Origin of the sequence: Streptomyces sp. NPDC096040 (genome assembly GCF_040303265.1) — a bacterium.
Classification (GTDB): domain Bacteria; phylum Actinomycetota; class Actinomycetes; order Streptomycetales; family Streptomycetaceae; genus Streptomyces.
The window spans coordinates 275,079-296,425 of record NZ_JBEOTA010000010.1 but is presented as its reverse complement, the minus strand read 5'-3'; the positions used below and the strand labels follow the sequence as shown (position 1 = coordinate 296,425).

At 69.2% G+C, this 21,347-nt stretch carries 18 protein-coding genes and 1 pseudogene; 13 read left to right on the top strand and 6 right to left on the bottom strand.

Features of this window, described 5'->3' with window-relative positions:
• Positions 1-181: 181 nt before the first annotated feature.
• From ABTY98_RS16450 to ABTY98_RS16440, 3 genes are all read right to left on the bottom strand, one after another.
• Entirely contained in the window at positions 182-451 is a 270-nt protein-coding gene (locus ABTY98_RS16450) for a CBS domain-containing protein (RefSeq protein WP_352221584.1), read from the bottom strand.
• A 41-nt stretch (positions 452-492) separates the two neighbouring features.
• On the bottom strand, positions 493-2,007 hold the full coding sequence (locus tag ABTY98_RS16445; protein WP_352221583.1) for a DEAD/DEAH box helicase: 1,515 nt from the start codon (positions 2,005-2,007) through the stop codon (positions 493-495).
• A gap of 230 nt (positions 2,008-2,237) precedes the next feature.
• On the bottom strand, positions 2,238-2,441 hold the full coding sequence (locus ABTY98_RS16440) for a cold-shock protein (protein WP_030224351.1): 204 nt from the start codon (positions 2,439-2,441) through the stop codon (positions 2,238-2,240).
• Positions 2,442-2,947: 506 nt separating this feature from the next.
• Here ABTY98_RS16440 and ABTY98_RS16435 point away from each other — a divergent pair.
• Positions 2,948-3,556, top strand: a complete 609-nt coding sequence (locus tag ABTY98_RS16435; protein WP_352221582.1) for a hypothetical protein — start codon at positions 2,948-2,950, stop codon at positions 3,554-3,556.
• Here ABTY98_RS16435 and ABTY98_RS16430 read toward each other — a convergent pair.
• Entirely contained in the window at positions 3,544-4,518 is a 975-nt protein-coding gene (locus ABTY98_RS16430; RefSeq protein ID WP_352221581.1) for a TolB family protein, read from the bottom strand. The two genes, ABTY98_RS16435 and ABTY98_RS16430, sit on opposite strands and share 13 nt — an antisense overlap.
• A 457-nt stretch (positions 4,519-4,975) precedes the next feature.
• Between ABTY98_RS16430 and ABTY98_RS16425 the strand changes: the two genes are divergently transcribed.
• Positions 4,976-7,138: a SpoIIE family protein phosphatase gene (locus ABTY98_RS16425; protein WP_352221580.1), complete on the top strand. Its 2,163-nt coding sequence runs from the start codon at positions 4,976-4,978 to the stop codon at positions 7,136-7,138.
• A gap of 69 nt (positions 7,139-7,207) precedes the next feature.
• Here ABTY98_RS16425 and ABTY98_RS16420 read toward each other — a convergent pair whose 3' ends face one another.
• Entirely contained in the window at positions 7,208-8,392 is a 1,185-nt protein-coding gene (locus ABTY98_RS16420) for a beta-ketoacyl-[acyl-carrier-protein] synthase family protein (RefSeq protein WP_352221579.1), read from the bottom strand.
• A gap of 887 nt (positions 8,393-9,279) precedes the next feature.
• On the opposite strand from ABTY98_RS16420, the gene ABTY98_RS16415 reads away from it, so the two are divergent.
• The 3 genes from ABTY98_RS16415 to ABTY98_RS16400 all read left to right on the top strand — a co-directional run bounded on the left by ABTY98_RS16415 (position 9,280) and on the right by ABTY98_RS16400 (position 14,869).
• On the top strand, positions 9,280-12,048 hold the full coding sequence (locus ABTY98_RS16415; protein ID WP_352221578.1) for an eCIS core domain-containing protein: 2,769 nt from the start codon (positions 9,280-9,282) through the stop codon (positions 12,046-12,048).
• 408 nt (positions 12,049-12,456) lie between these two features.
• Complete coding sequence (locus ABTY98_RS16405; protein ID WP_352221577.1) at positions 12,457-13,983, top strand: serine/threonine-protein kinase; 1,527 nt, start codon at positions 12,457-12,459, stop codon at positions 13,981-13,983.
• Between the two features lie 214 nt (positions 13,984-14,197).
• A complete protein-coding gene (locus tag ABTY98_RS16400; RefSeq protein ID WP_352221576.1) occupies positions 14,198-14,869 on the top strand; it encodes a DedA family protein in 672 nt (223 codons plus the stop codon).
• 26 nt (positions 14,870-14,895) lie between these two features.
• Here the strand turns inward: ABTY98_RS16400 and ABTY98_RS16395 are convergent, their stop codons facing one another.
• On the bottom strand, positions 14,896-15,576 hold the full coding sequence (locus tag ABTY98_RS16395; protein ID WP_352221575.1) for a hypothetical protein: 681 nt from the start codon (positions 15,574-15,576) through the stop codon (positions 14,896-14,898).
• A 275-nt stretch (positions 15,577-15,851) separates the two neighbouring features.
• Here ABTY98_RS16395 and ABTY98_RS16390 point away from each other — a divergent pair, with 275 nt between their 5' ends.
• The 8 genes and pseudogenes from ABTY98_RS16390 to ABTY98_RS16355 all read left to right on the top strand — a co-directional run bounded on the left by ABTY98_RS16390 (position 15,852) and on the right by ABTY98_RS16355 (position 21,028).
• The gene (locus ABTY98_RS16390; RefSeq protein WP_352221574.1) at positions 15,852-17,057 is read left to right on the top strand and encodes a permease; all 1,206 of its coding nucleotides are present in this window, start codon (positions 15,852-15,854) and stop codon (positions 17,055-17,057) included.
• Positions 17,058-17,300: 243 nt separating this feature from the next.
• Positions 17,301-17,567 carry a ribbon-helix-helix domain-containing protein gene (locus ABTY98_RS16385; RefSeq protein WP_352221573.1) on the top strand — a complete coding sequence of 89 codons (267 nt, stop codon included), beginning with the start codon at positions 17,301-17,303 and terminating at the stop codon, positions 17,565-17,567.
• Positions 17,564-18,007 (top strand): PIN domain-containing protein, encoded by a 444-nt coding sequence (locus tag ABTY98_RS16380; RefSeq protein ID WP_352221572.1) that lies wholly within the window; start codon positions 17,564-17,566, stop codon positions 18,005-18,007. Before ABTY98_RS16385 ends, ABTY98_RS16380 begins: the two co-directional genes overlap by 4 nt.
• A gap of 489 nt (positions 18,008-18,496) precedes the next feature.
• Positions 18,497-18,829, top strand: a pseudogene (locus ABTY98_RS16375) (RNA polymerase sigma factor); the annotation flags it as partial.
• Positions 18,830-18,891: 62 nt separating this feature from the next.
• A complete protein-coding gene (locus ABTY98_RS16370) occupies positions 18,892-19,230 on the top strand; it encodes a type II toxin-antitoxin system RelE/ParE family toxin (protein WP_352221595.1) in 339 nt (112 codons plus the stop codon).
• Between the two features lie 9 nt (positions 19,231-19,239).
• Positions 19,240-19,590 (top strand): helix-turn-helix domain-containing protein, encoded by a 351-nt coding sequence (locus ABTY98_RS16365; protein WP_352221571.1) that lies wholly within the window; start codon positions 19,240-19,242, stop codon positions 19,588-19,590.
• A 338-nt stretch (positions 19,591-19,928) separates the two neighbouring features.
• Positions 19,929-20,309 (top strand): hypothetical protein, encoded by a 381-nt coding sequence (locus ABTY98_RS16360; RefSeq protein ID WP_352221570.1) that lies wholly within the window; start codon positions 19,929-19,931, stop codon positions 20,307-20,309.
• Positions 20,310-20,320: 11 nt separating this feature from the next.
• The gene (locus ABTY98_RS16355; RefSeq protein WP_352221569.1) at positions 20,321-21,028 is read left to right on the top strand and encodes a hypothetical protein; all 708 of its coding nucleotides are present in this window, start codon (positions 20,321-20,323) and stop codon (positions 21,026-21,028) included.
• Positions 21,029-21,347: the final 319 nt, after the last annotated feature.

Sequence of the window (21,347 nt, the reverse complement as noted above, 5' to 3'; positions counted from 1 at the left end):
GAGCGGGTCGTTCATCGGGCAGTTGGAGGCGGGGACACGGCGGATGTTGCCGGACATCGCCCGGATGCTGGACGAAGCGCGCGTCGGCAGGGCCCTCACCGGGTCTCTGGTGGCGGTTCTCCGCCTGTCTTTGAACGCAGTCTCCGCCTGTCCTTCACGCCTCCAGGCCGGATGGGGTGGATCAGCGGGCGAGGGCGAGGACGGGCGGCCCGGCGAGTACGTCCCGTAGACGGATCCGGTCCGTGTAGGTGGGACTGTCGCGGAGGAGGGCAAGCCGGGCCAGGGTGATCAGGCCCGTGCGCTGGTCGTCCCCGTCGCAGAGGACGAGGTGATCGACACGGGCACCGGCCATGAGCGACAGAGCCACCTCGACCGTCATGTCGTCACGGACCCGAGGTCCGGCGGCGTACGCGGCCCTGTCGTCGACGACTCGTGTCTGAACCGGCGCCATAGGTGTCTCCTGCCGAAAGGGGTTGGCGTGTGATCGCGGCTCTAGGCGGCCGAGGCGACGACGGGCCGCTGCTGGGCCCTGCGGCGCGCCGCTTCGCCGACGGGCCGGCCCTGGCCTGCGCGGCCCCGGCGGCCCCGACGCCCCTGGGACCGCCCCTGGGACGAAGTAGACGCGCCACCGGGACGTTCCACGGCCGGCGCGCTGACGACGACCGGGACTCCCGACGGAGCCTGGGCACCGGTGATGCGGCTCAGCTCCGCCTCGCCCGAACGTACCTGGGCGACCCGGGGGTTGATGCCTGCCGAAGCCATCAGTCGGCTCATGTCACGACGTTGATCAGGGGTCACCAGGGTGACGACGCTGCCGGACTGGCCGGCGCGGGCCGTACGACCGCCACGGTGCAGGTAGTCCTTGTGGTCACTGGGCGGATCCACGTTGACGACCAGGTCGAGGTTGTCGACGTGGATCCCGCGCGCCGCGACGTTGGTCGCCACCAGTACCGTCACATGCCCGCTCTTGAACTGGGCGAGAGTCCGTGTGCGCTGCGGCTGGGACTTGCCACCGTGGAGGGCCCCGGCGCGGACACCGCTGCTCAGCAGGTGCTTGGTCAGCCGGTCCACCGCGTGCTTGGTGTCGAGGAACATGATCACTCGACCGTCTCGCGCCGCGATCTCGGTGGTCGTCCGATGCTTGTCCGCGTCGTGCACATGGAGGACGTGGTGCTCCATCGTGGTGACCGCGCCCGCCGACGGATCGACGGAGTGGACCACCGGGTCCGTCAGGTAGCGGCGGACCAGCAGGTCGACGTTGCGGTCGAGGGTGGCCGAGAAGAGCATCCGCTGCCCGTCGGGCCGCACCTGGTCGAGCAGGGCCGTGACCTGGGGCATGAAGCCCATGTCGGCCATTTGGTCGGCCTCGTCGAGGACTGTGATGGCGACCGCGTCCAGTCGGCAGTCGCCCCGGTCGATGAGGTCCTTGAGCCGCCCGGGTGTCGCGACGACCACCTCGGCCCCGGTGCGCAGCGCACCGGCCTGCCTGCCGATGGACATCCCGCCGACGACGGTGGCCAGCCGCAGGCTCACGGAGCGGGCGTACGGCGTGAGCGCGTCGGTGACCTGCTGGGCGAGTTCGCGGGTGGGGACGAGGACGAGAGCGAGCGGCTGCCGCGGCTCGGCGCGCCGCCCCGCCGTACGGGCCAGTGCGGCGAGGCCGAAGGCGAGCGTCTTGCCCGAGCCGGTGCGGCCACGGCCGAGTACGTCACGACCGGCCAGGGAGTTCGGCAGGGTCGCCGCCTGGATCGGGAAGGGCACGGTCACGCCTTCATGGCCGAGCGTGGCCAACAGCCTTGCGGGCATGGCCAGTTCACCGAACGACTCGACGGCGGGCAGCGCGGGCGTGATCGTCTTCGGCGGCGCGAACTCGCCCTGTACGGCCTGTACGGCCCGGCCGGCCTGTCGATTTCCGTAGCCCTTGGAACGGCGCGGGCCGGCGGAGCGGTTGGCGCCGGCGCCTCCTCCGGAGCGGTCATATGTTCGGGATTTCTGGGCACGGTTCATGCGGAACCTTCCTTGGTGCGGCGCGTAGCAAGGAATTCCCGCAGCAGAAGAGCGGCGCAGAGAATTTCGAGACGAGCCGAAGTCGATGTGGGCCGAGTCGGACCGACGGGGAATGCGTCACCGGCCGGTGACCTGGTGGAACCTTCCCGTCGCGCGCCCCGAAACGCAGCGAGCTGGGGCCCGCACCCCAGAGGTGCGGGCCCCAGCTGCGAAGTATGCGTCAGCCGGTGTCAGGCGGGGACGATGTTCTCGGCCGTCGGGCCCTTCTGGCCCTGCGCGATGTCGAACGACACCTTCTGGCCTTCCTGCAGCTCACGGAAGCCCTGGGCGGCGATGTTCGAGTAGTGGGCGAAGACGTCGGCGCCGCCGCCGTCCTGCTCGATGAAGCCGAAGCCCTTTTCCGCGTTGAACCACTTCACGGTGCCAGTAGCCATTTCATTTCTCCTTCGGAGACGATGTCAGGAGTTCGCCCTGTGCGAATTCCGTGTCGCCGTGATGATTACCCCGTCGGAAATGAACCTTCTGGCAACCACACCTGCAACTTTGATCGACAGTAGCACGGCGCGATCACCCTTGCACGGTGACTAATTCCGCTCCGGCCGGCCGTCGAGGAATACTCGCCGTACCCCGCACCTATTTCTCATTCCACGGGCACAGGTATTGCTCTCCCCGCGCACAGCATTCCTGCCCCGTGCTTCCACCCACAGCCCCGTGACCTCCGTCATCGGGAGATGTGCCGGCCCCACCGCCGGCAGCGGATCGCCCGACGGTGAACGCTCCGAGACTCCCCTACCGCGATGAAGATCACACAGCAGCGGGCCGGTTCCTCCCTCGTGACCTCCTCAAGGCATCGTGAGGGGCGGCAGCGGTGCGAGGCGGGCAGCGGGGCCGGTACAGGGCAACCGTCGCGGTAACGCGGGCCCGTGGGTAACCATGAGGTGTGCGATTCGATTCCGTGCCCATGCCGGCGACCGTCGAGGCCAGACCTCGCGACAGCCGTGGCTACCCCGTACCCGCCATCACTCCGTGGGAGGGGGACGAACCCCAGTTCGCGATCACCGACTACGGGCGCAGCGCCGAGTGCGCGCGAAAGCGTCTGTGTTCCGTCTGCAACACCCTGATACCCAAGGGCCCGGTGTGGCGGGTGGTCGGCGCCGCGGAGAGTTCCGCGATCCGCGAGGCGCTTGCTGCCGGGCGGCCGTACCGCAACATGGCGGCGACACTGGAAGCTCCGGGGCATCGCGCGTGCATGCTCTACGCCTCGATGGTCTGCCCGTACCTGGCTCGCCCCAACGCGCGGCGGGGGCTGACAGCGGAAAGCCCGGACGACATGACCGCGCATGTCGTCCGGGGTGCCGTCCGGGGTGAGCTGGGCGCCGTGGTGGGGTTCGGCGACTACGAGTTCGCCGTCACCTCGACCCAGGTCCTGTTCCGCTTTCTCGATGTGGTCGAGTACCTGCCGCATGACACAGCCGACCAGCACCTGGCCGAGCTACGGGCCGAACTCGCCCGCTCCGGCGGCCGTTTGGGCGGCGGTCAGCCGCGGTAGGCGGGCAGGCCGGTGTGCTTGGAGACCTTGACGGGGCTGCCGAAGCCGTGAGCGGTCTTGGTGACGGTGTACGTGCCGGTGGGAGCGCGGAAGGCCATGGTCTTGCCGTTGGGCGACCAGGTGGGCTCGGTGTAGTCGGTGGTGGCGTTGGGGGTGATGTCCTTGACGACGTTGGTGCCGGTGCTGAAGTCCTCGACGAAGAGGTGGTCGTGCCCGTGGACGGACCGAACGAAAACGACCTCCTCGTTGTCGGGGGAGAGCGCGGGCTCGGAACCCTTGGCCAGCGCACCGCCCTGCTGACGCAGGTAGTCGTCACGGATGTAGACCTCGCCGGTGTGAGTGTTCTCGTAGACGGCCGAGCCGTAGGCACCGCCGACGTTGGGCCAGGCGTTGTCGGTCTGCGGGACGCCGCCGTCTCCCGGGTCTCCGTTCAGGCTGATCTTGGCGGGCTTGCCGTGGTTGCTGGTGGCCTTGATGCCTTCCAGAACGGTGCGGCCGTGGATCTTGGCGGCGAAGATGAGGTTGTTCTTCGCGGGGATCTGGTTCGCCTTGTCGGCCGCGGTCACCTGCCAGGTGGGGTGTGACCAGGTCTGACCGCCCGGGTTGGCGGCGACGGTGACGCGGTGGCTTCCGTCGGGGTTGGAGACGACGAGGTTGCCGTGGCCGTCGATGAAGGCGGCCTTGCTGCCGCTGGGGTTCCAGGCCAGGTCGCGGACGACGGTGCCGAAGTCGATCGACTTGCCGTTGACGAGGACGTGGCGGGTGCCGTCGCTTATGGTCAGCCCCCTGGGCACGGTGACCGTCTGGGCGGACGCGGCTGCGGCGACCATCGCGGCGCCGGCCTTGGCATCGCCCCTGGAGGGAGCGGCCGTCGCGGTGGCGGCCGTGCCGCACAGGGTGAGCAGTGCGGCGGCACCCGCGGTGACGACGGCTGCGGTGCTGCGACGGTTACGAGCGGACATCGAGGTTCCCCCAAGGATGTGGATGACGCTGTGACGAGAGTGCGCGGGAACCGCCCGCCGTCCCCGGGACCTGAACCGGTCCGCTCGGCTTGCCGCCCCGTGCGATGAGAGGAGTCTTCCAAGGGAGGGTGACGGAGCTGTGCGCCCGGTGTCACAGCTGTGCAATAGCGGGCACATCGGGTGAGGGAACGACAAGAACGGGCGCCGGGCGAATCTCCTCCGCTTGACGCTTTGACCCTTCCGCGGTCAGGTGGCCGCCCTGACGCGGCGGCGCCCGCCACGGAGACATCGCCTTCCGTCACTGTCCGCGCCCGCTGTGCGATCCGCTGGCGTGGGCGAAGCGGTCCCGGGTGTTATTGAATGAGGTGTGCGGTCAGGAATCTCGGGACCCTGTCGCCCGGGTTCTGGTACGGCCCCGGCGCTGTGCCGGGGTTGGCGAGCGAGCTGAGAGAGCCGCATGGACTCCACCCCCTCCCCCTCGTCTGCGTCGCCGTTCGACACCGTCAGCAGCGCTTTGGGACAGTACATCCCACGCGGCGGAGCGGCAGCGGCCACCGGTTCCGCCGACCCGCAGGGCGACGGCGCCGCCCGCCAACACGTACCCGCCAACCCGACCCCCGGCCGTCAGGAGCAGATCCTCGGCGCGGTCAGCCTGGACCGGGATCTGAGAATCACCCGCAGCAATCTGGACGCCCCCGTTTTCGCCGGGGTGGAGGCCGTGACCGGTACCCCTTTCGTCGATCTTCTGCCTCCCTGGGACGTACCGACGGTCACGCGTCGGTTGCAGCAGGTCCTCGAGACCGGTGAGCCGCACGTCGCCCGGGTCCAGCGCCTGCGGCGCAGCGACGGGTCCGAGCTGGTGGTCTCGATGAGCATCCTGGCCGCGGCGGCGCCCCAGGAGGGCCTGACCGTCTCCCTGATCGCCATGGCCAAGAGGCTGCACCTGTACGCCGCTGAGACCGCGATCGGCACGTCGCTGGACATCGGCGAGACCGCGCAGTCGCTGGCGGAGTCCCTGCTGGCCTGGGGAGACGTGACCGCCGTCGACCTCGACTTCGCCGTATGGTCGGGCGAGGTGGTCACCGAACAGCCGCAGGGGCGCATCCGGCTGCGGCGGGCGGCCCTGGTGCCGGACCGGGCGTGGCCCGACGGCTACGTGACTCCCGGCGACGATCTCCCCAGCGACGCGAGTCGCCTGCTGTCGCACGCGATACGGCGTGACGATGCCGCGCAGGCCGTTGTCATACCCGACCGGGAAGCGATCGAGCGGGTACTCGGCAGTCCGCGGCTGGTACGTGCCCTGGTGCCCGGTGACCGCGCGGCGGGTGTGGCGTGCATACCGCTGGTCCTGGACGGCGCGCCGCCCGTCGTTCTGGGGGTGGCGGAGGTATGGCGGCGGGCGGACCGCCCCTTCCACGACAGCGAGGTGTTCGACCTGCGGGAACTGGTGTCCAGGACCTCTCATCACGTCGACCTGGCCCGTCAGCACCAGCGCGAGCACACGCAGGTGCTGGCGTTGCAGCGCCGACTCCTGCCTCGGTCCGGCGGCGACACCATCGAGACGGCCAGCGTCTACCAGCCCGCCACCCCTGACAGCGCGGGCGTCGGCGGTGACTGGGTGAACAGCTTTCCGCTGCCGGACGGCCGTACCGCGCTGGTGGTCGGTGACGTCGTCGGGCACGGCCTTGGAGCCGCGGCGACCATGGGACAGCTGAGCATGGAGGCCCGCGCGCTGCTGTCCGCGGGGCTGGCGCCCGACGAGGTGCTGGAGCACCTGGACGAGACCGTGACGCTGCTGGACGACGCGGAGTCCGGGCTGGCGGCCGGTTACAGCGCCCTCGGGTCGACCTGCTGCATCGCCGTTTACGACCCGGTCAGCCACCGCGTGTCGCTGTCCAGCGCCGGCCATCTCCCCCCGGTCCTCATGCCCCCGGACGGGCCCGCCGCCCCGGTCGTGGTACGCCCCCATCCCGGGCTGGGCGCCGAGTTCGCGCTGCGGGAGCCGTACGACGTGCACGCGTTCGACGCACCACCGGGCTCGCTGCTCGCCCTCTACACCGACGGCCTGGTGGAGGATCCCGCCCTGCCGATCGACGAGGGCATCGACAGGCTGTCAGCCGCCGTGTCCACGGTGCACCCGTGGGATGCCCTGCAGCAGGCCGCGCGGCATGTGGTCTCCGCGCTGGCGCCTGCGCGCCGGCGCGACGACGTGACCCTGTTGCTCGCGCGCATGCTCGGCTACCGCAAGGGGGACACCGCGACCTGGCGTCTGCCCGCCCGCGGCGACGCGGCCGCCCGGGCCCGCACGCTGGTCTCCGAACTGCTGGGGCAATGGCGTACCAGAGACGACACCCGGGACAGCGTGCTGCTGGTGGTCAGCGAACTGGTCGCCAACGCGGTCCGCTTCGCCGAGGGGCCCATCACGGTACGGCTGATCAGGGCCGGGCACGGGCTGCTGTGCGAGGTGGGCGACACCGGCAACGGCAGGCCGCGGCTGGGCCCCGGCGGGCTCCTCGACGACGGTGGCCGTGGCTTGCACGTCGTGCATGGACTCACCTCCCGGTGGGGGGTGCGGTGGACAGACACCGGCAAGGTGGTCTGGGCGTCAGTCGAGAGGTGACGCGGCTGCGGGTGGGCCGGGCGACGTGCGCCACCCGTCAGGCGGCGGTACGGGCGGCGCGAGCTCGCACTACAGCCACTCCCCCTCCAGGGCGGTGGCCGTGAGGCCCGGGGCCGCCGCGTACAGGACGGCACGACTGCCCCGTTTCTGCCCGGCGTCGTGCGCCCTGCGCAGGATGTCGAACACGGCGGCGCCGCCGCGGTTGCCGCTGGTGTAGCTGTCCCGGCTGTAGTCCAGCAGCCCCGACGGCCACCCGTCGGGCATCGTCTGCTCCATGTACTCCAGCACTCGCGTCCCGCCGGGGTGGGCGAGCAGGACGTCGGGGTGCCACGAGTCGGGGTCGTCCTGGTAGCGGAGGCGCAACCACTCCCACATCGCGGTGACCGTCTCCTGTACGGCGCGCGGCCCGCGCCGGTCCATCACGAAGTGGGTGCCGTCCTCCCGTGTCTCCAGGCGGTGCAGGTCCTGGGTGCCCGGCAGGGTGTGGTGCCAGGCGGCGTCCAGCCGCAGCACCGACTCGGCCCTCGAGCGGCCCGTGACCACCGCAGCGACCGCGGTGTCCGCGAACAGCAACCGGACGATCAAGGACTCCAGAGTCTCGTCCGCGGGCTGGTAGGTCGTGCTCAGTGCCTCCGCGATCACCACCAGGACCACCCGGTCGGGGTCCGCGGCCACGAGATCCGCCGCCAGCGCCAGGGAGCGGGTCCCGGCTATGCAGGCCCACTGGGTGGCCGGCAGCAGCAGCACGTCGTCGCGGAGCGGGAGTTTGTTGGCCAGGGCCACGTCCAGCCCCGGCAGCGCCGGGGTGGTGGAGTGACTGGTGATCAAGCAGTCGACGTCTGCGGCGTCCAGCCCGGCGATCTGCAGGGCCCCCCGCGCCGCCTGCTCCCCACAGGACTGCACGGCCGCCCAGGCCGGTGCGGTGCGCTCCTGGACGGTCTGCGGCGCCGGTATCGCCTCAAGCGCGGCGATCACGCGATCCACGTCCTGCTCGGTGAACCCGTCACCGGCCAGCGCCTCTCGGGCCGGCCCGATGCCGGCAGCCGGCAGGCCGCTCCCGTTGCCGGGCGCGACGGCGGTCTCCAGCGGCAGCATCCACCTGCGGGTTTCGATGCCCGTACTGGCCGCGATGCCGTCAATCCGCGGCGCCCACGCCGCGTGCGGGTGCCGACCGCGCACTTCCTCCACGATCTGGCTGGTCTGCACGGTGTGCTCGCCGTGTATCACGGCAGGCGGGCACAGGTAAGCGGCCATGGTTGGCACCTTTCTACAGGGAACGAGGAGAACGCCACGAACGCTGTGTCATAGCCCACTTCGACACAGTTCATCCAAGTCAGTGGCAGTGCGGTCTACTTCGGGCTGCATCCGGTTCGAGCATGGAGGCTAAACGGGCATTTGCGCTGTGACCTGGGCAACTTGGACGGCCCTTGCTTGCGTGACACGGCGCACACCGCTCCCCAGGAGGCCGGCGCTGTGCCGCGCGTACCCGACATGCCGTCAGCCCGGCGCCCGAAGGAGGCAAGCACGAGCGGACCCGCTTCCTCGGCGGCTCGTCGATGAGCGCCGCATCCGACTCGTGAAGGTCAGCAGATACGTCCGCATCCCCGAGAGCGCCCTGTGCCCCTCGCGAGTCCATCGCCTCTCGCACCATGGGCCGCTGAAGAGGCCTCGGTCCCGGTTCGGAAGGGCTGCCGCCTGATGGCCAACAGCAAGGCGAGTGCTGCCGTTTCGGCGCCACGGAAGATCCCCGCGCTCAGAGTCGGCGATCGCGACCTGCACGCCCAGCTGAAGCGCCTGGCCGGCCGCGGCATCCTCGCCGAAGCCGAGGCCGGCCTGTTCGCCCTCACCTCGCCGGCACCGCCCACCCCGGAGACCGCCTGTACCCGGCGGTCGACTCGGCGCTTGGGGCACCAGCCGAGAGCCTGTAAGGGCACCGGTCTCTGCCCGGGATCGCGCCCGGTGGTCACTTGTGCCGCTGCATCACGAGTGCATGGATGAACGAGACGTCACCCCCCATACACACGGAGGCGAACCATATGCGGTCGCGGTCGGAGCAGCCGGGCGAGGATACGTGGAGCGCTCGGCAGCGAACTCCCTTCCCGGGCACGCCCGCGCGCGATCCGCTGACCTCCGCCGAAGTGATGTCGATCCAGCGTCTGGCGGATCCCGGGGTCGTCGCCCGTGATTCCAGGCCGGACCAGCACGTCCACGGGGCAGGCTGCGGTCACGACAGTAGCGAGGGCGCCGACCCTGCCGTCCAGAGCGCGCTTCTGAAGTCCGCTTTTTCTTCGCCGAGCCGTCCTCTGTCCGGTGCTCTGCGTGCTGAGGCGGACTCCTTCTACCAGAACGACTTCTCCAGCGCCCGTATCCACGACAACCACGTCGCGCAGCGCGCGACCGAGGCTCTGGGTGCACAGGCGATGACGGTGGGGGCGCATGTCTTCCTGGGACCAGGGATGGCCGGCGACAAGGAGGTCATGGGTCACGAACTGGGCCACGTCGACAAGAACCTGAGGGGCGTCCGGGAAACGGGCAACGACAACGGCGCCGGTGTCAGCGTGACCGACCCCCAACAGAACTCCGAGCGGACAGCAGCGGCCGACGGTGCCGCGTTCGCGGCCGGAGCCCTGACGGCCCCGTCCGTCGGCGTCGGTCACCGCGGGACCGCGTCGGCCGGGGCCGTACAGCGATCGGTCGACGGGACTGCCGTAGCCCGGACGCGTTCCCTGCAGAGCACGGCAGGCAACAGCGCCGTCGTACGGCTCCTCGGTTCGGGTTCAACTCCCGTCCAGCGCGCAGGCAAGGACGAGAAGAAGAAGACGCCCCGGCAGACCGCGAAGGAGATCGACGCGGGCGTCAAGGAGAAGTGGACGAAGGCCTACGGAGGCGGACGGCACGGCCAGGGCCCTGACCAGGTCCGGCGGCGGTACGCGCGTTCCATGGAGGACGACACGACGTCCCAGACCCTGTCGCACCAGGCCTTCCTGGCGTACGACGCCATCGCGGGCGTCCAGGAGGACGACGGCGCACGTGACGACCGGGAGCGCGAAGTCCAGGGCATGCTGATCAACAACCGGCTGCTCTTCGCCACGAACTACAACGAGTCGATGAACGCTCTCAAGGGGTTCACGACCGACGGCAGCGAAGACGGATACGCGGCGATGGTGTCGAAGCACCAGAGCACGGCCGGCCGGGAGCGAGGGATGGCAGGACCGGACGCCCGGGAGTACTCCGACCGGGTGAACCGGGCCGACCTCAAGACCCAGGCAGTCATGGCGGGGCAGCGCGGGGACGAGGACGATGCCACGGCCGAGGCACTGCGCTCACGCCACGGCAAACCCGTGGCCCTCGTGGATGTCAGCGATCCGCAACTGCACACACTGCTCACCAGCGAAAAGTTCGAAGGCTCGATCTTCCTGCTCACCTTCAAGGAGGAAAAGGGGCTGCTGCACGCCGAGCAGAAGCTGCTCCTGGCTCTTCACCGGTCCGGGATCAGGCCCAAAGAGGTCCGGGGCGAGCACGCCATCATGGGCAGGTACCGGGGTTGCCTCTGCTGCACCGCGGCCCTGGCGTACTACCGGAACAAGGCGGGGTTCCGAAACCTCGACTTCGACCCGAACCCGGGCTTCTACTACTGGGAATCGCTCGAGAACCTGTACCGGCACCAGGCGCACGTCGTCAACGACCCGGATTTCAAGCGCTACATGATGGAGCTGGCCTCACAAATGCCGGCCACGCCTGCTCTGTCACGCATGCAACCACCCCAGGATGCCTACGAGAACAACGGCCCGGAGAGCATCGTGGACGCCGGGCTCGCCGCACGGCGGAACTACCGGACCCCGTCCCTCAGCGACATCGAGATGGACTACGACGAGAGCGGGCAACCGGTCTTCTCTTCCCATGACCGCAAGCAGGACATCGCGGGCACAGAGGCGGGGGCCGCCCGCGTCGGCCACGGATCGGACCAGATCAAGTCCAGGCTCCGCGCCGACCGCATCATCACCAGTCCCGAGGACCGGCAGCAGATCCAGAACACCTGGCTCAACGGAACATCGGAAGAGAAGAAGAGCCTCTTCAAGTACTGGGAGGAGACGGCAAGGGCAAGCCGTCCGGAACTCGCCGAAATCATCAGCGAGGTGGAGAGCGAGCGGACCATGGAAGCCATCAAGTCCGCCATCTACCGCTACGTGAAGGACCGAACCGGCCATGAAGCCCGCGACGGTCGCGAAGCCGGCGCGCCCGTCACGCGCAGGCCGGACAAGGGCAAATACGCGGAGAAGAAGACGGAGCCGAGCAAGAAGAAGTCGTCCAAGCCCAGCCGCAAGTCCATGAACAAGGAATCCAGCGGCTGGGCCACGATCAAACCGGTGATGGCGGCTGACGACCACTTCTACTCCGAGTGGCGCCGCAGGGAAAAGGGCAAGGAAAAGTCGTACGTCGAGCCCGGGAGCATGCCTGCCGCCCTGGCCCAGACCGTGGCCGCACTCAGCAGCGAGTACACCGTGTCGTCGATGGCGCGCATGCTGCACATGGCCGAACGGTCACTCACCCGTCTCGTCAACGCGGTGGAGGCAGCCAATGTGCCGGCCGGCCAGGCGTCCGGGCCGGTGTACGACGAGGACGTCCCGATGTCCGGAACGGGCGGCGACGCTCCGCACGCCGGCTACTCCCGGAGCCTGACCGCCTCGGGCAGTGGTCACCCGTATGCGATCCCGGACGTGGGAACGTCCACCGGAGCAGCGCGGCACCGCGACTTCCCGGGCTATACACGGCAGGTCGACCGTATCGGGCAGGTGACCTACGTCGACAACGAAACCGGCTCCGTCAGCATCTGGGACGAAGACGCCCAGCGCATGGTCGTGATCAGGGAACCAGCCCAGCAGAGCGACATGGACTGGAGCTACTCCTAGGACCCGAAAGAGGCACGCAACCCCAAATCGGCCTGGACAACAGACAAACGGCAGGCCTTTGACCCGGGGCTTCGATCTGGAGCGGTTGACGAGGATCGAACTCGCGCTCTCAGCTTGGGAAGCGACGGCGCTTATGTGGCCTCTCGGACCGCCGGCGCCGGATCCACTTGTGGGGCGTGGGACGCGAGACACCCATTTCCGCGGCGACGTGTGCGACGGGACGGCCGGAGCAGGCACGGTCGATCAGCAGTCGCCGGTGCTGCCGGCTGCGGCAGAGCCGCTGTCCGGCTGGCAGCCGGTCCGACCTGCCGCGAACGCGCCGGCCACGGAGGGAGGCAGGGCCGTTTTCGACGCTGCGCCGACTTGGTCCGGATATCTGGCACAGGCTGGGGGTACCCGCCTCGGAGCATGGCCCATGGCCGAGTCCGGTACGCGGTGACAGCAACGGAGAACCAGATGAAGGCCCGCCAGTCAGCAGCCCCGCCGACACCCGCGTCGGTTCCAGCGGATGAGCAGCCTGCCGAAGTCCTCTCCGGCCGCTACCGGTTGGGCGCGAGAATCGGCTCGGGAGGCATGGCCGACGTGTACGAGGGCGTTGACACGCGCCTTCGGCGCCCCGTGGCCGTCAAGGTATTCCGACCCGGTCCGGACCCGCAGACAGAGGACCGTCTCACCGCGGAGGCCGTCCTTCTGGCCCGCCTGCAGCACCCGAACCTGGTCACCGTCTACGACGCCGGCCGCCACGACGACCGCACCTACCTGGTCATGCAACTGATCGAGGGCCCCACGCTGCGCGGCCTTCTGGAGTACGGAGCGCTGCCTGAGCGGCGTGTGGTGAATGTGGGCACCGCCCTCGCGCGGGCGCTGACCTATGTCCACCGGGCCGGCGTCGTGCACCGAGACGTCAAGCCGTCGAACATCCTCCTCGATGCGGCCGGTGCTCCTCACCTGGCCGATTTCGGCATCGCGCGCCTGGCCGACGCCACCCGCCACACGGCACCGGACGTGCTGCTGGGCACCGCCGCCTATCTGGCACCGGAGCAGGTTGAGGGCAGGCGGATCGGGCCGGCCGCCGACGTCTACGCGCTCGGTCTGGTCCTACTGGAGTGCCTGAAAGGCGAACTGGAGTACCAGGGCACCCCGTTGGAAGCGACGATCGCCCGCCTGCACCGCCCACCCGAAGTCCCCGCCTGGCTCCCGTCGGACCTCGCGGCCCTGCTGCGGGCCATGACCGCCCAGGACCCGGAGGCCCGCCCGGACGCCGAGCAGTGCGCGCAAGCCCTCGCCTACCGGCACGCCGGACCTGATCCATACCCCCTGCCGCTCTCGGCGCCCTCCGAGGCGCGCCTTCCGACGCCGCCGGCCGCTCACCCCGGAACGGAGGAGCACATACGGTCTCAGGGAGCGGCGGTCACCCGGCGCGACCTCCCCGGCGGCACTCGCCACAGCCGTCGCCTGGCAGCGGGCACGGCCCTGGCCCTCTCCGTGGCCCTGGGCGCGACTCTCGCCGTCACATCGAGCACCAGCGGAAGCGACGACCGGGCAGCAGCGACGCCCGCCGTGACCCGCACGCACCCGCCCTCCGGTACGGCGACTGCCAACAGCGGGCCCGGTGCCCTCCCACCCACCCGATCTCACGGCGCTAAGTCTCCCTCCAGAGCATTCGGCGCGTCCCACGCTGCGGCTGCGCCAACCGGATCTCATGCCCAGCCCGCCTCCAGGAAACACGGCGCGGCGGCTGCCCTGAAGTCGAGCCGCAGCGCCTCTGCACCGCCCGTGAGCTCGAGCGGATCGGCGTCACCGCCGCCAGGATCCGTGCCGACCACAGCGACACCAACGGCGACGCCGACCGCCGGCACGGCGACCCCGTCACCGACGCCCTCGAAGGGGGACGGCGCTACCGTCGCACCGCCCAGCCCGAGACCGACGTATTAGAGGCCGTGACGTATTAGAGGCCGTCCCGCCCTTCACCACCCGCGAGCGGGCTGCTGTGAGCGGGTGCGGGCTGACGAACAGCCGTGATCCGGACAACAGGCCGCCGGTCCACCGACCTCGCTTCTACAACAGGTAGTAGATTTGGCCGACGGTTGCCTTGCCCGGCACCACCGCCCAGGCCGCCCGGTAGCCTCGGTTCCAGAGGTGATCCACGATGACCGCACCTCCCTTGCCCGGCGTATTCGCCGCCCTCGCCCCACTCCTTGACCATTGGGGTTACGCGGCGGTCGGCGGCCTGCTCTTCCTGGAGGACTTCGGCGTGCCGGTCCCCGGGGAGACGGTGCTGATCGCCGCCGCCGTCTACGCCGGAGCGGGTCGGCTGAACGTCCTCGCGGTCGCCGTGATCGCGGTACTCGCCGCAGTCTGCGGTGACAACATCGGCTACGTCATCGGCCGGTACGGCGGCCACCGCCTCGTGACGCGCTACGGCCGCTACGTGCTGCTCACCCCGGCGCGTGTCGCCAAGGCCGAGGCGTTCTTCACCCGGCACGGCGGCAAGGTCGTCACCGTCGCCCGTTTCATCGAGGGACTGCGCCAGGCCAACGGCATCATCGCAGGGCTGAGCGAGATGCCCTGGCGCCGGTTCCTCGCCTTCAACGCGCTGGGGGCGGTGTTGTGGGTGGGTGTCTGGGTGACCCTCGGCTACGCCGCCGGAGACCACATCGGCACCCTGTACCCGGCCATCCAGCGGTACGAGCTGTACCTGCTCGCCGCGGCGGGCCTCGCACTCGCCGTCGTAGCCGCACGCCACCTGCTCCACCGTCGCGCCGCCGGAGCGACCGAGCCCTCCCCCGCCCCGGACGATCAGGACACGCCGGCCCCGTGACTCCCGACCCGCCGCACCGGTGTCCGTCAGCAGCGGCCGGCACCCTCTTCGGCGTCGATGCCGGTGGCGGTGTCGATGGCGATGGCGGTGAGGTAGGAGCGCAGGGTGAGGGACGAGGTGGGCCAGGGCCGCGGGTGGGGGCGAAGCCGTCGCCAGTCGTACGGCGGATGGCCCAGCTTCGGGCGGTACCGGTCGTAGCCGTTGATCAACGCCCAGCCTCCGACGCACACCACGATCACCACGCGTGCGGCGACATCGACGGGGCGCGCTCCGGGCGCCAGCAGGCCGCCGACCCCGGCCGTCCACAGCCAGTATCCGAGCAGCGGGTAGACCACCAGTTGATGCCAGATCTTGGTGGGGGCGACTGCCTGCTGACGGGTGAAGAATCCCGACCGCAGCTCCCCATACCACTGCACCAGACCGAAGACCAGCCAGCCGCCGGCGGACGCCAGTCCCCACCATGGGCCGGCGGGCCCGCTCGGCGGCATCGCACCCATCCGCCACACCCCCAGCGCGACCGCCGCGGCCAGCAGCGGATCGCCCAGCAGCACCGCCACGAACCCGGTGCGAAAACCCATCAGACGGCGCTCCAGCACCAGCGCCGGCACCCACAGGCCACCCGGTGTGACCGCCAGCGCCGCGAGGGCCGCGACCCAGGGGCCGTGCTCCAGCGGTACACCCAGCCAGGGAAGATCAGGTCCGCTCACAACAGAAACGATCCCCCGGCGCGCCCGCACCCATGCCCGGGGTGGAACGTCGCCGCCCGCCGGCGCTGTTTCGTGAGAGGTCACCGGTGACAACGGCGGCCCGGACCTGTCCTTCCACGCCGAGCTGCCCACCTCGGCCAACTGGCGACCGTTCCTCCGGTTCCAGACCGGTGGCAAGCTCCACACCGCCGCCCTGACCCTGCGCGTCGGCCGACGCCCGGCGGTGCCGCGTGTCCGTGGCCCATACGCCGCTCCGGGAAGGGAAGGCTTCACAGATGCACGCCGTCCTGCACGCACTGTCGATCACGGGATCCATGACCTGGGAGATCACCTGGGCCCTGATCCTGGGCTTCGCCCTGTCCGCGGTCGTCCAGGCCGTGGTCCGCAAGTCCACGATCGTCTCCCTTCTCGGCGACGACCGGCCCCGCACTCTCGCCGTCGCCGCCGGCCTCGGCGCCGCCTCCTCCTCGTGCTCCTACGCCGCGGTGGCGCTGGCGCGCTCGCTGTTCCGCAAGGGCGCGAACTTCACCGCCGCGATGGCCTTCGAGATCGCCTCCACCAACCTCGTCGTCGAACTCGGCGTGATCCTTGCGCTGTTGATGGGCTGGCAGTTCACCGCCGCCGAATTCGTGGGCGGCCCGATCATGATCGTCGTGCTGGCCGTACTGTTCCGCCTGCTCCTGCGCGACAAGCTGCTGCGTCAGGCCCGCGAGCAGGCGGAGAGGGGGCTGGCCGGGTCGATGGAGGGGCACGCCGCGATGGACATGTCGGTCCAGCGCGAAGGCTCCTTCACTTCTCGGCTGCTCTCCCGCGAGGGATTCACCGCCACGGCGCACGTCTTCGTCATGGAGTGGGCGGCGATCCTGCGCGACCTGGTCGTCGGCCTGTTCATCGCCGGTGCCATCGCCGCCTGGGTGCCCGATGCGTTCTGGCGTGTCTTCTTCTTCGACGGCCACCCGCTCGCGGCCAGGCTGTGGGGCCCTGTCATCGGCCCGCTGGTGGCGATGGCGTCGTTCGTATGCTCCATCGGCAACGTGCCGCTGGCGGTGGTGCTCTGGAAGGGCGGCATCAGCTTCGGCGGCGTGGTGGCGTTCATCTTCGCGGACCTGCTGATCCTGCCGATCCTGAACATCTACCGGAAGTACTACGGCGCCAGGATGGCCCTCTTCCTCCTGGGCACCTTCTACCTCGCGACGGTCACCGCCGGATACGTCGTCGAATTCGCCTTCGGCGGACTCGGCCTCGTCCCCGACCGCAGCCACGCGAAGATCCCCATGGAAGGCGTCTCCTGGAACTACACCACCTGGCTGAACATCGCCTTCCTCCTCCTCGCCGCCGCCCTCCTCGTACGGTTCTTCCGTACCGGCGGCCTGTCGATGCTTCGCATGATGGGCGGATCGCCGGACGCCGGTCACGATCACGACCCCCACGCGCAACACGGGCATCCAGCAGGGGGTGGGCACGGCGAGCACCGCCACTGACTGCGACGCTCCACCCACGGGTGGAAGGCTCATTCGACCGCCGGCCGCTCCACCTCGTCTCCGGGAGTGATCTGGAGGGGGCGGCGTACGACACGAACTCGTACGGTCGCCCCCTCAGTCGCGCAACTGGACCGGGCTCGCCGTCAGGCGGAGCGGGCGGCGGTGGTGTGGCTGACCTGGAAACGTTCCGCGTCCAACCCCACGCCGGATACATCGATCCGGTACATGGACTACTCTTGGTACATGTCCATGAAGCGCACCAACGTCTACGCCGACCCCGAGGACTTGGCCCTCATCAAGGAGGCCGCCAAGCGCCGAGGCATAAGCGAGGCCGAGATCATCCGCCAGGGCATCCACCTTGCAGCCATGGCGAACCGGGTCTGGGACGAGCCGCTGTTCTCACGAACCTTCGAGGGGCCGGGGCGCACGCTGTCCAAGTCGGAGGTCCGCGACACGGTCGCCGAGGCCGTCCGGCGTGAGGCCGGCCCGGGTTCCGGATCCGCCGCGTGATCATTGTCATCGCCGACACGTCCGGCCTTCTGGCAGCCCTGGATTCGGCTCATCCGGAACACCGGGCGGCGAACGAGGCGATCATGGCGGCTGGCCTGCTGGTCATGTCCCCGCTCCTGCTGACCCAACTGGATCACGTGGCGACGCGTGAGCTCGGCAGGGAAGCTGCCCTCAGCGCGGTCGACGACCTGCGGCGCTGGATGAACCGCGGTCGTGTCGTCATGCCGGAGATCACCGAGGACCACCTGGGCGCCGCCCAGTCCGTCCGTGTCCGCTACCGTGCGCTGGACCTCGACCTCGCCGACGCGGTGAACGTGGCGCTTGCCGCCGACTACGACACGGACGCGATCCTCACCCTCGACCGACGAGACTTCCGCGCCGTACGCCCGCTGGGCCGCTACAAGGCGTTCCGGCTACTCCCCGACGACCTCCCGCTCTGACGCGGGACCCTCGGCGGTCAAGTGCCCACTCCCGCGAGGGGGCTTGTGCACCGTTCACGGCGAAGCGCGTGCAGGACGGCTGTCCGCCATCGCCCAGGAACAGCGAGCTGAGGGCTCGCCGCCGGCTCATCTACGTGAAAGTGCAGGTCAGCGCCACGCTGCGACGTGATGGGGGTGCCCTCTCAAGGCATGCGTGCCCTCTGCGTGCCCAATCTCGGGTTACAGAAGTACTCGTAAGACGCAGCAACGGCTCCCCAAGAAGACAAGCCCCAGGCCGCTGACCCGGGGCTTCAAGAAGAGCGGGTGACGAGAATCGAACTCGCGCGCTCAGCTTGGGAAGCGACGGCACTTTCGAGGTGAGACAGCCGCTGACCTGGTCATATGCGCTCCGGCGTCGCGGTCGGGAGTGCGGGATCGCACCGCTGTTTCCCCGGTTGACCGCTCTTGAGGGCACGCTATGGGCACGCGGCCGGTCCAGGGGTCTGGCGGATGTTCGTGGGGTCTGGGACGGCGCAGGTCCGGAGGGACGGCCGTCGGCCGGGCCGGTTGCCCTTGCGTTCGCACACGAGGCGAGTTGGAGGATCCGCTCGTGATGTGATCGTCGCCACAGAGACGACGAGTGTCGAGCGGACAGGGCCGGTTGTGGAACTTTCCCTGCGTGACCGGATACGCGCCGGCGATCCGGAAGCCTTCGCCGAACTGTTCGGCGCGCATGCCCGGGCCGTCTACGGTCATGCCGCCCGCCTGTCGCCAGACCGGGGCACTGCGGAGGACGTGGTGTCCCTGACCTTCCTGGAAGCCTGGCGGCTCAGGGAGAAGCTGAGGCCCGAAGCCGCGGCCCTGGACGAAGACGCCGACGTGCCCGAGGGCGACGGACTGCGCCCCTGGTTGTACGGCATCGCCACCAACGTTCTGCGCATGAGGACCTCGGTTCTGCCTCCCAAGTCGCTCAGGCCGTTGCCGCCCTGCGTGACGCAGGTCCTACTCTGGGGCGTCCCCTCGTGGATCGGCTGAAGGGATCGGAACTGCACCACCTCAAGGAGTTGAGGCCAGGGTCGGGCGGCCGGTCCGAGATCAGGATCATCTTCGCCTTTGATCCGACTCGTTCAGCCTTGCTACTCCTCGGGGGCGACAAGGCGGGAAACTGGGATCGCTGGTACCGCGACAACGTTCCTTTGGCTGAACAGCTCTACCGCGACTACGCCGGCGACACGGAGGACTGAGGAGTGGGTATGCCCAAGAAGGTCCCGCAGGACTGGGAGACCCTGGAGCAGGAGCTGTACTCGGCCGGTGTGGATCCCGCCGAGGTGGAAGCTGGAGCGCGCCGTCTCTTGGCGGAAGCCCGTGGGCATCAACTCGCCGAGGCGCGCAAGCAGTACGGGCTGGCCCAGCGGGAAGTGGCTGCCCGCCTGGGTGTGAGCATCGCTCGCGTATCCCAGATCGAGCATGGTGAGGTCGCCACTCTCGATGTCATCGCACGCTATGTCGAGGCGCTCGGCGGCAGGTTGGACCTGGTTGCCGACTTCGGTGACCACACACTGCGGATGCCGGCAAGTGGTGATCAGGGCAGCGCGGCGGCATAGCTTGCCCGAAGGCTTTGGGCTGGTGTCATGCGTCGCGCCGTCCGCCAGCGGTCCTACGGGAACAGCAGGCTGAGGGCTTTCCTCGTGTGATCTTGTACTGCGCAGCGTGAAAACAGCAGGTCAGTCGGTACACACCAGCTCGAGGAGCAGGGGCTGGCTGGCCTCAGCCAAACACTCGTGCCCTCTGCGTGCCCGATCTTCGAGTGCGTGGCGGGGCGAAAAGCCTTGAGAGATAGCGGCAAAACACAAACCCCAGGTCGCTGACCTGGGGTTTCGCGTAGAGCGGGTGACGAGAATCCGATATCGCGGAAAGTGACACGGCGGCAGACGATGATGCCGTGAGCAGCCACTGGAGCGTGGTGAAGTTCGTGGCCCATGACAAGGACGGGCGCTACATCCCAACCCGTCAAGGAAACCGGTCTTTCGGCTGGGTCCAGTTCTCCGGACCGCACAACATCCACAGCGAGAAAGTGATCAAGGCAGCGGTGAACGAGCATCCCGAGCGAGGGAGCACCAAGACTCGCAAGGTGTACGGCGCTGTGCTGTACGACACCCTTGGGATCATTCTCGCCAAGGTCAAGGTCAAGGTCATTGCGCAGTACCACTGGGAGACCAGCGACCACAAGTACAAGCTCGCGGACACCGACGACAAGATCGGCGTGATCACGGCATTCTGCCAGGGTGCCAACAAATGCCCGGACGCGTTGAACCGAGTATGACGGAGCACTCGATGGCATGGGACGAGACGGGTCTGTCCGGTCTGCAGGCGCAGCTGGCGCACGAAATGCTGAGCCGTGTCACGGCCTTCACGTTCGGACCGGAAGTCCGGCTCGTCCGAGGTGTGGTGACCTCCCCGGACCGACCCGGCGCCGGCCGCGTCGTCCTCTGGGACGGGCAGCGGCTCGACAGCTCCGTCGCTTTCGACGTGCCGCTCACGGACACCCAGGGCGGGAACATCCCCCCGGGGGACCTCGCAGCCGCCTTGCGCGGCGTGGCGGCGGACCGCTCGGAACGCGAGATCGAGGAGGCACCGCGCGACGCCTTCGGGATCCCCGTGATCGACGCATCCGCCCCCGTTCACGCCTTCGTAGCCGAGCCGCGTTTCAAGGTGTCGGACGCACTGCATGCCGCGGCGGCTGCGTTCTCCCTCCCTCCGGAACCGGAAGAGCCCCCAGAGCTGCGCCTGCGCGGTTTCCTCCTTCTCGACCAGACAACGTGCCGCCTCTACCTGGACACCCCCGAATCACAGGACGCACCACCGTTCGGCATCAACCTCCCCCTCCAAGACGAGAAAGGCTCCGTCATGGTCGGCGTAACGGCGGTGCACACCGTCCTCCCGGTCCTTCTGCTGGGCGAGCTGGACCGCATGCGCAAGGACGTTCACGACCCCTACTGTCATGCCGTCTACGACTTGGCGGACTGGCTCTCGGGCAGCTGACCGCACGGTGCCGGGAACCGCTTTGCGCGTATCGCCCCACGCTCCGGGAGCCCATCAGCTCCCGGAGCGGACGGGTCCGCCACAACGATGGACAGCAAACAGGCCCGGGTCTCTGACCTGGGCCTTCTCCATGGAGCGGGTGACGAGAATCGAACTCGCGCTCTCAGATCGCCCTCGCCCGCCCGGCGCGACGGGCCATGAGAAGAAGAGGGGGAGCAGACAAGTGTCGCCTGGTGACCACCAGGTGACCGCTGTCTGTCGGGCGATTTGTCGGGTCACAGGAAATGATCGGGGGAGCGTCACCGTAAGCAACCAGCCG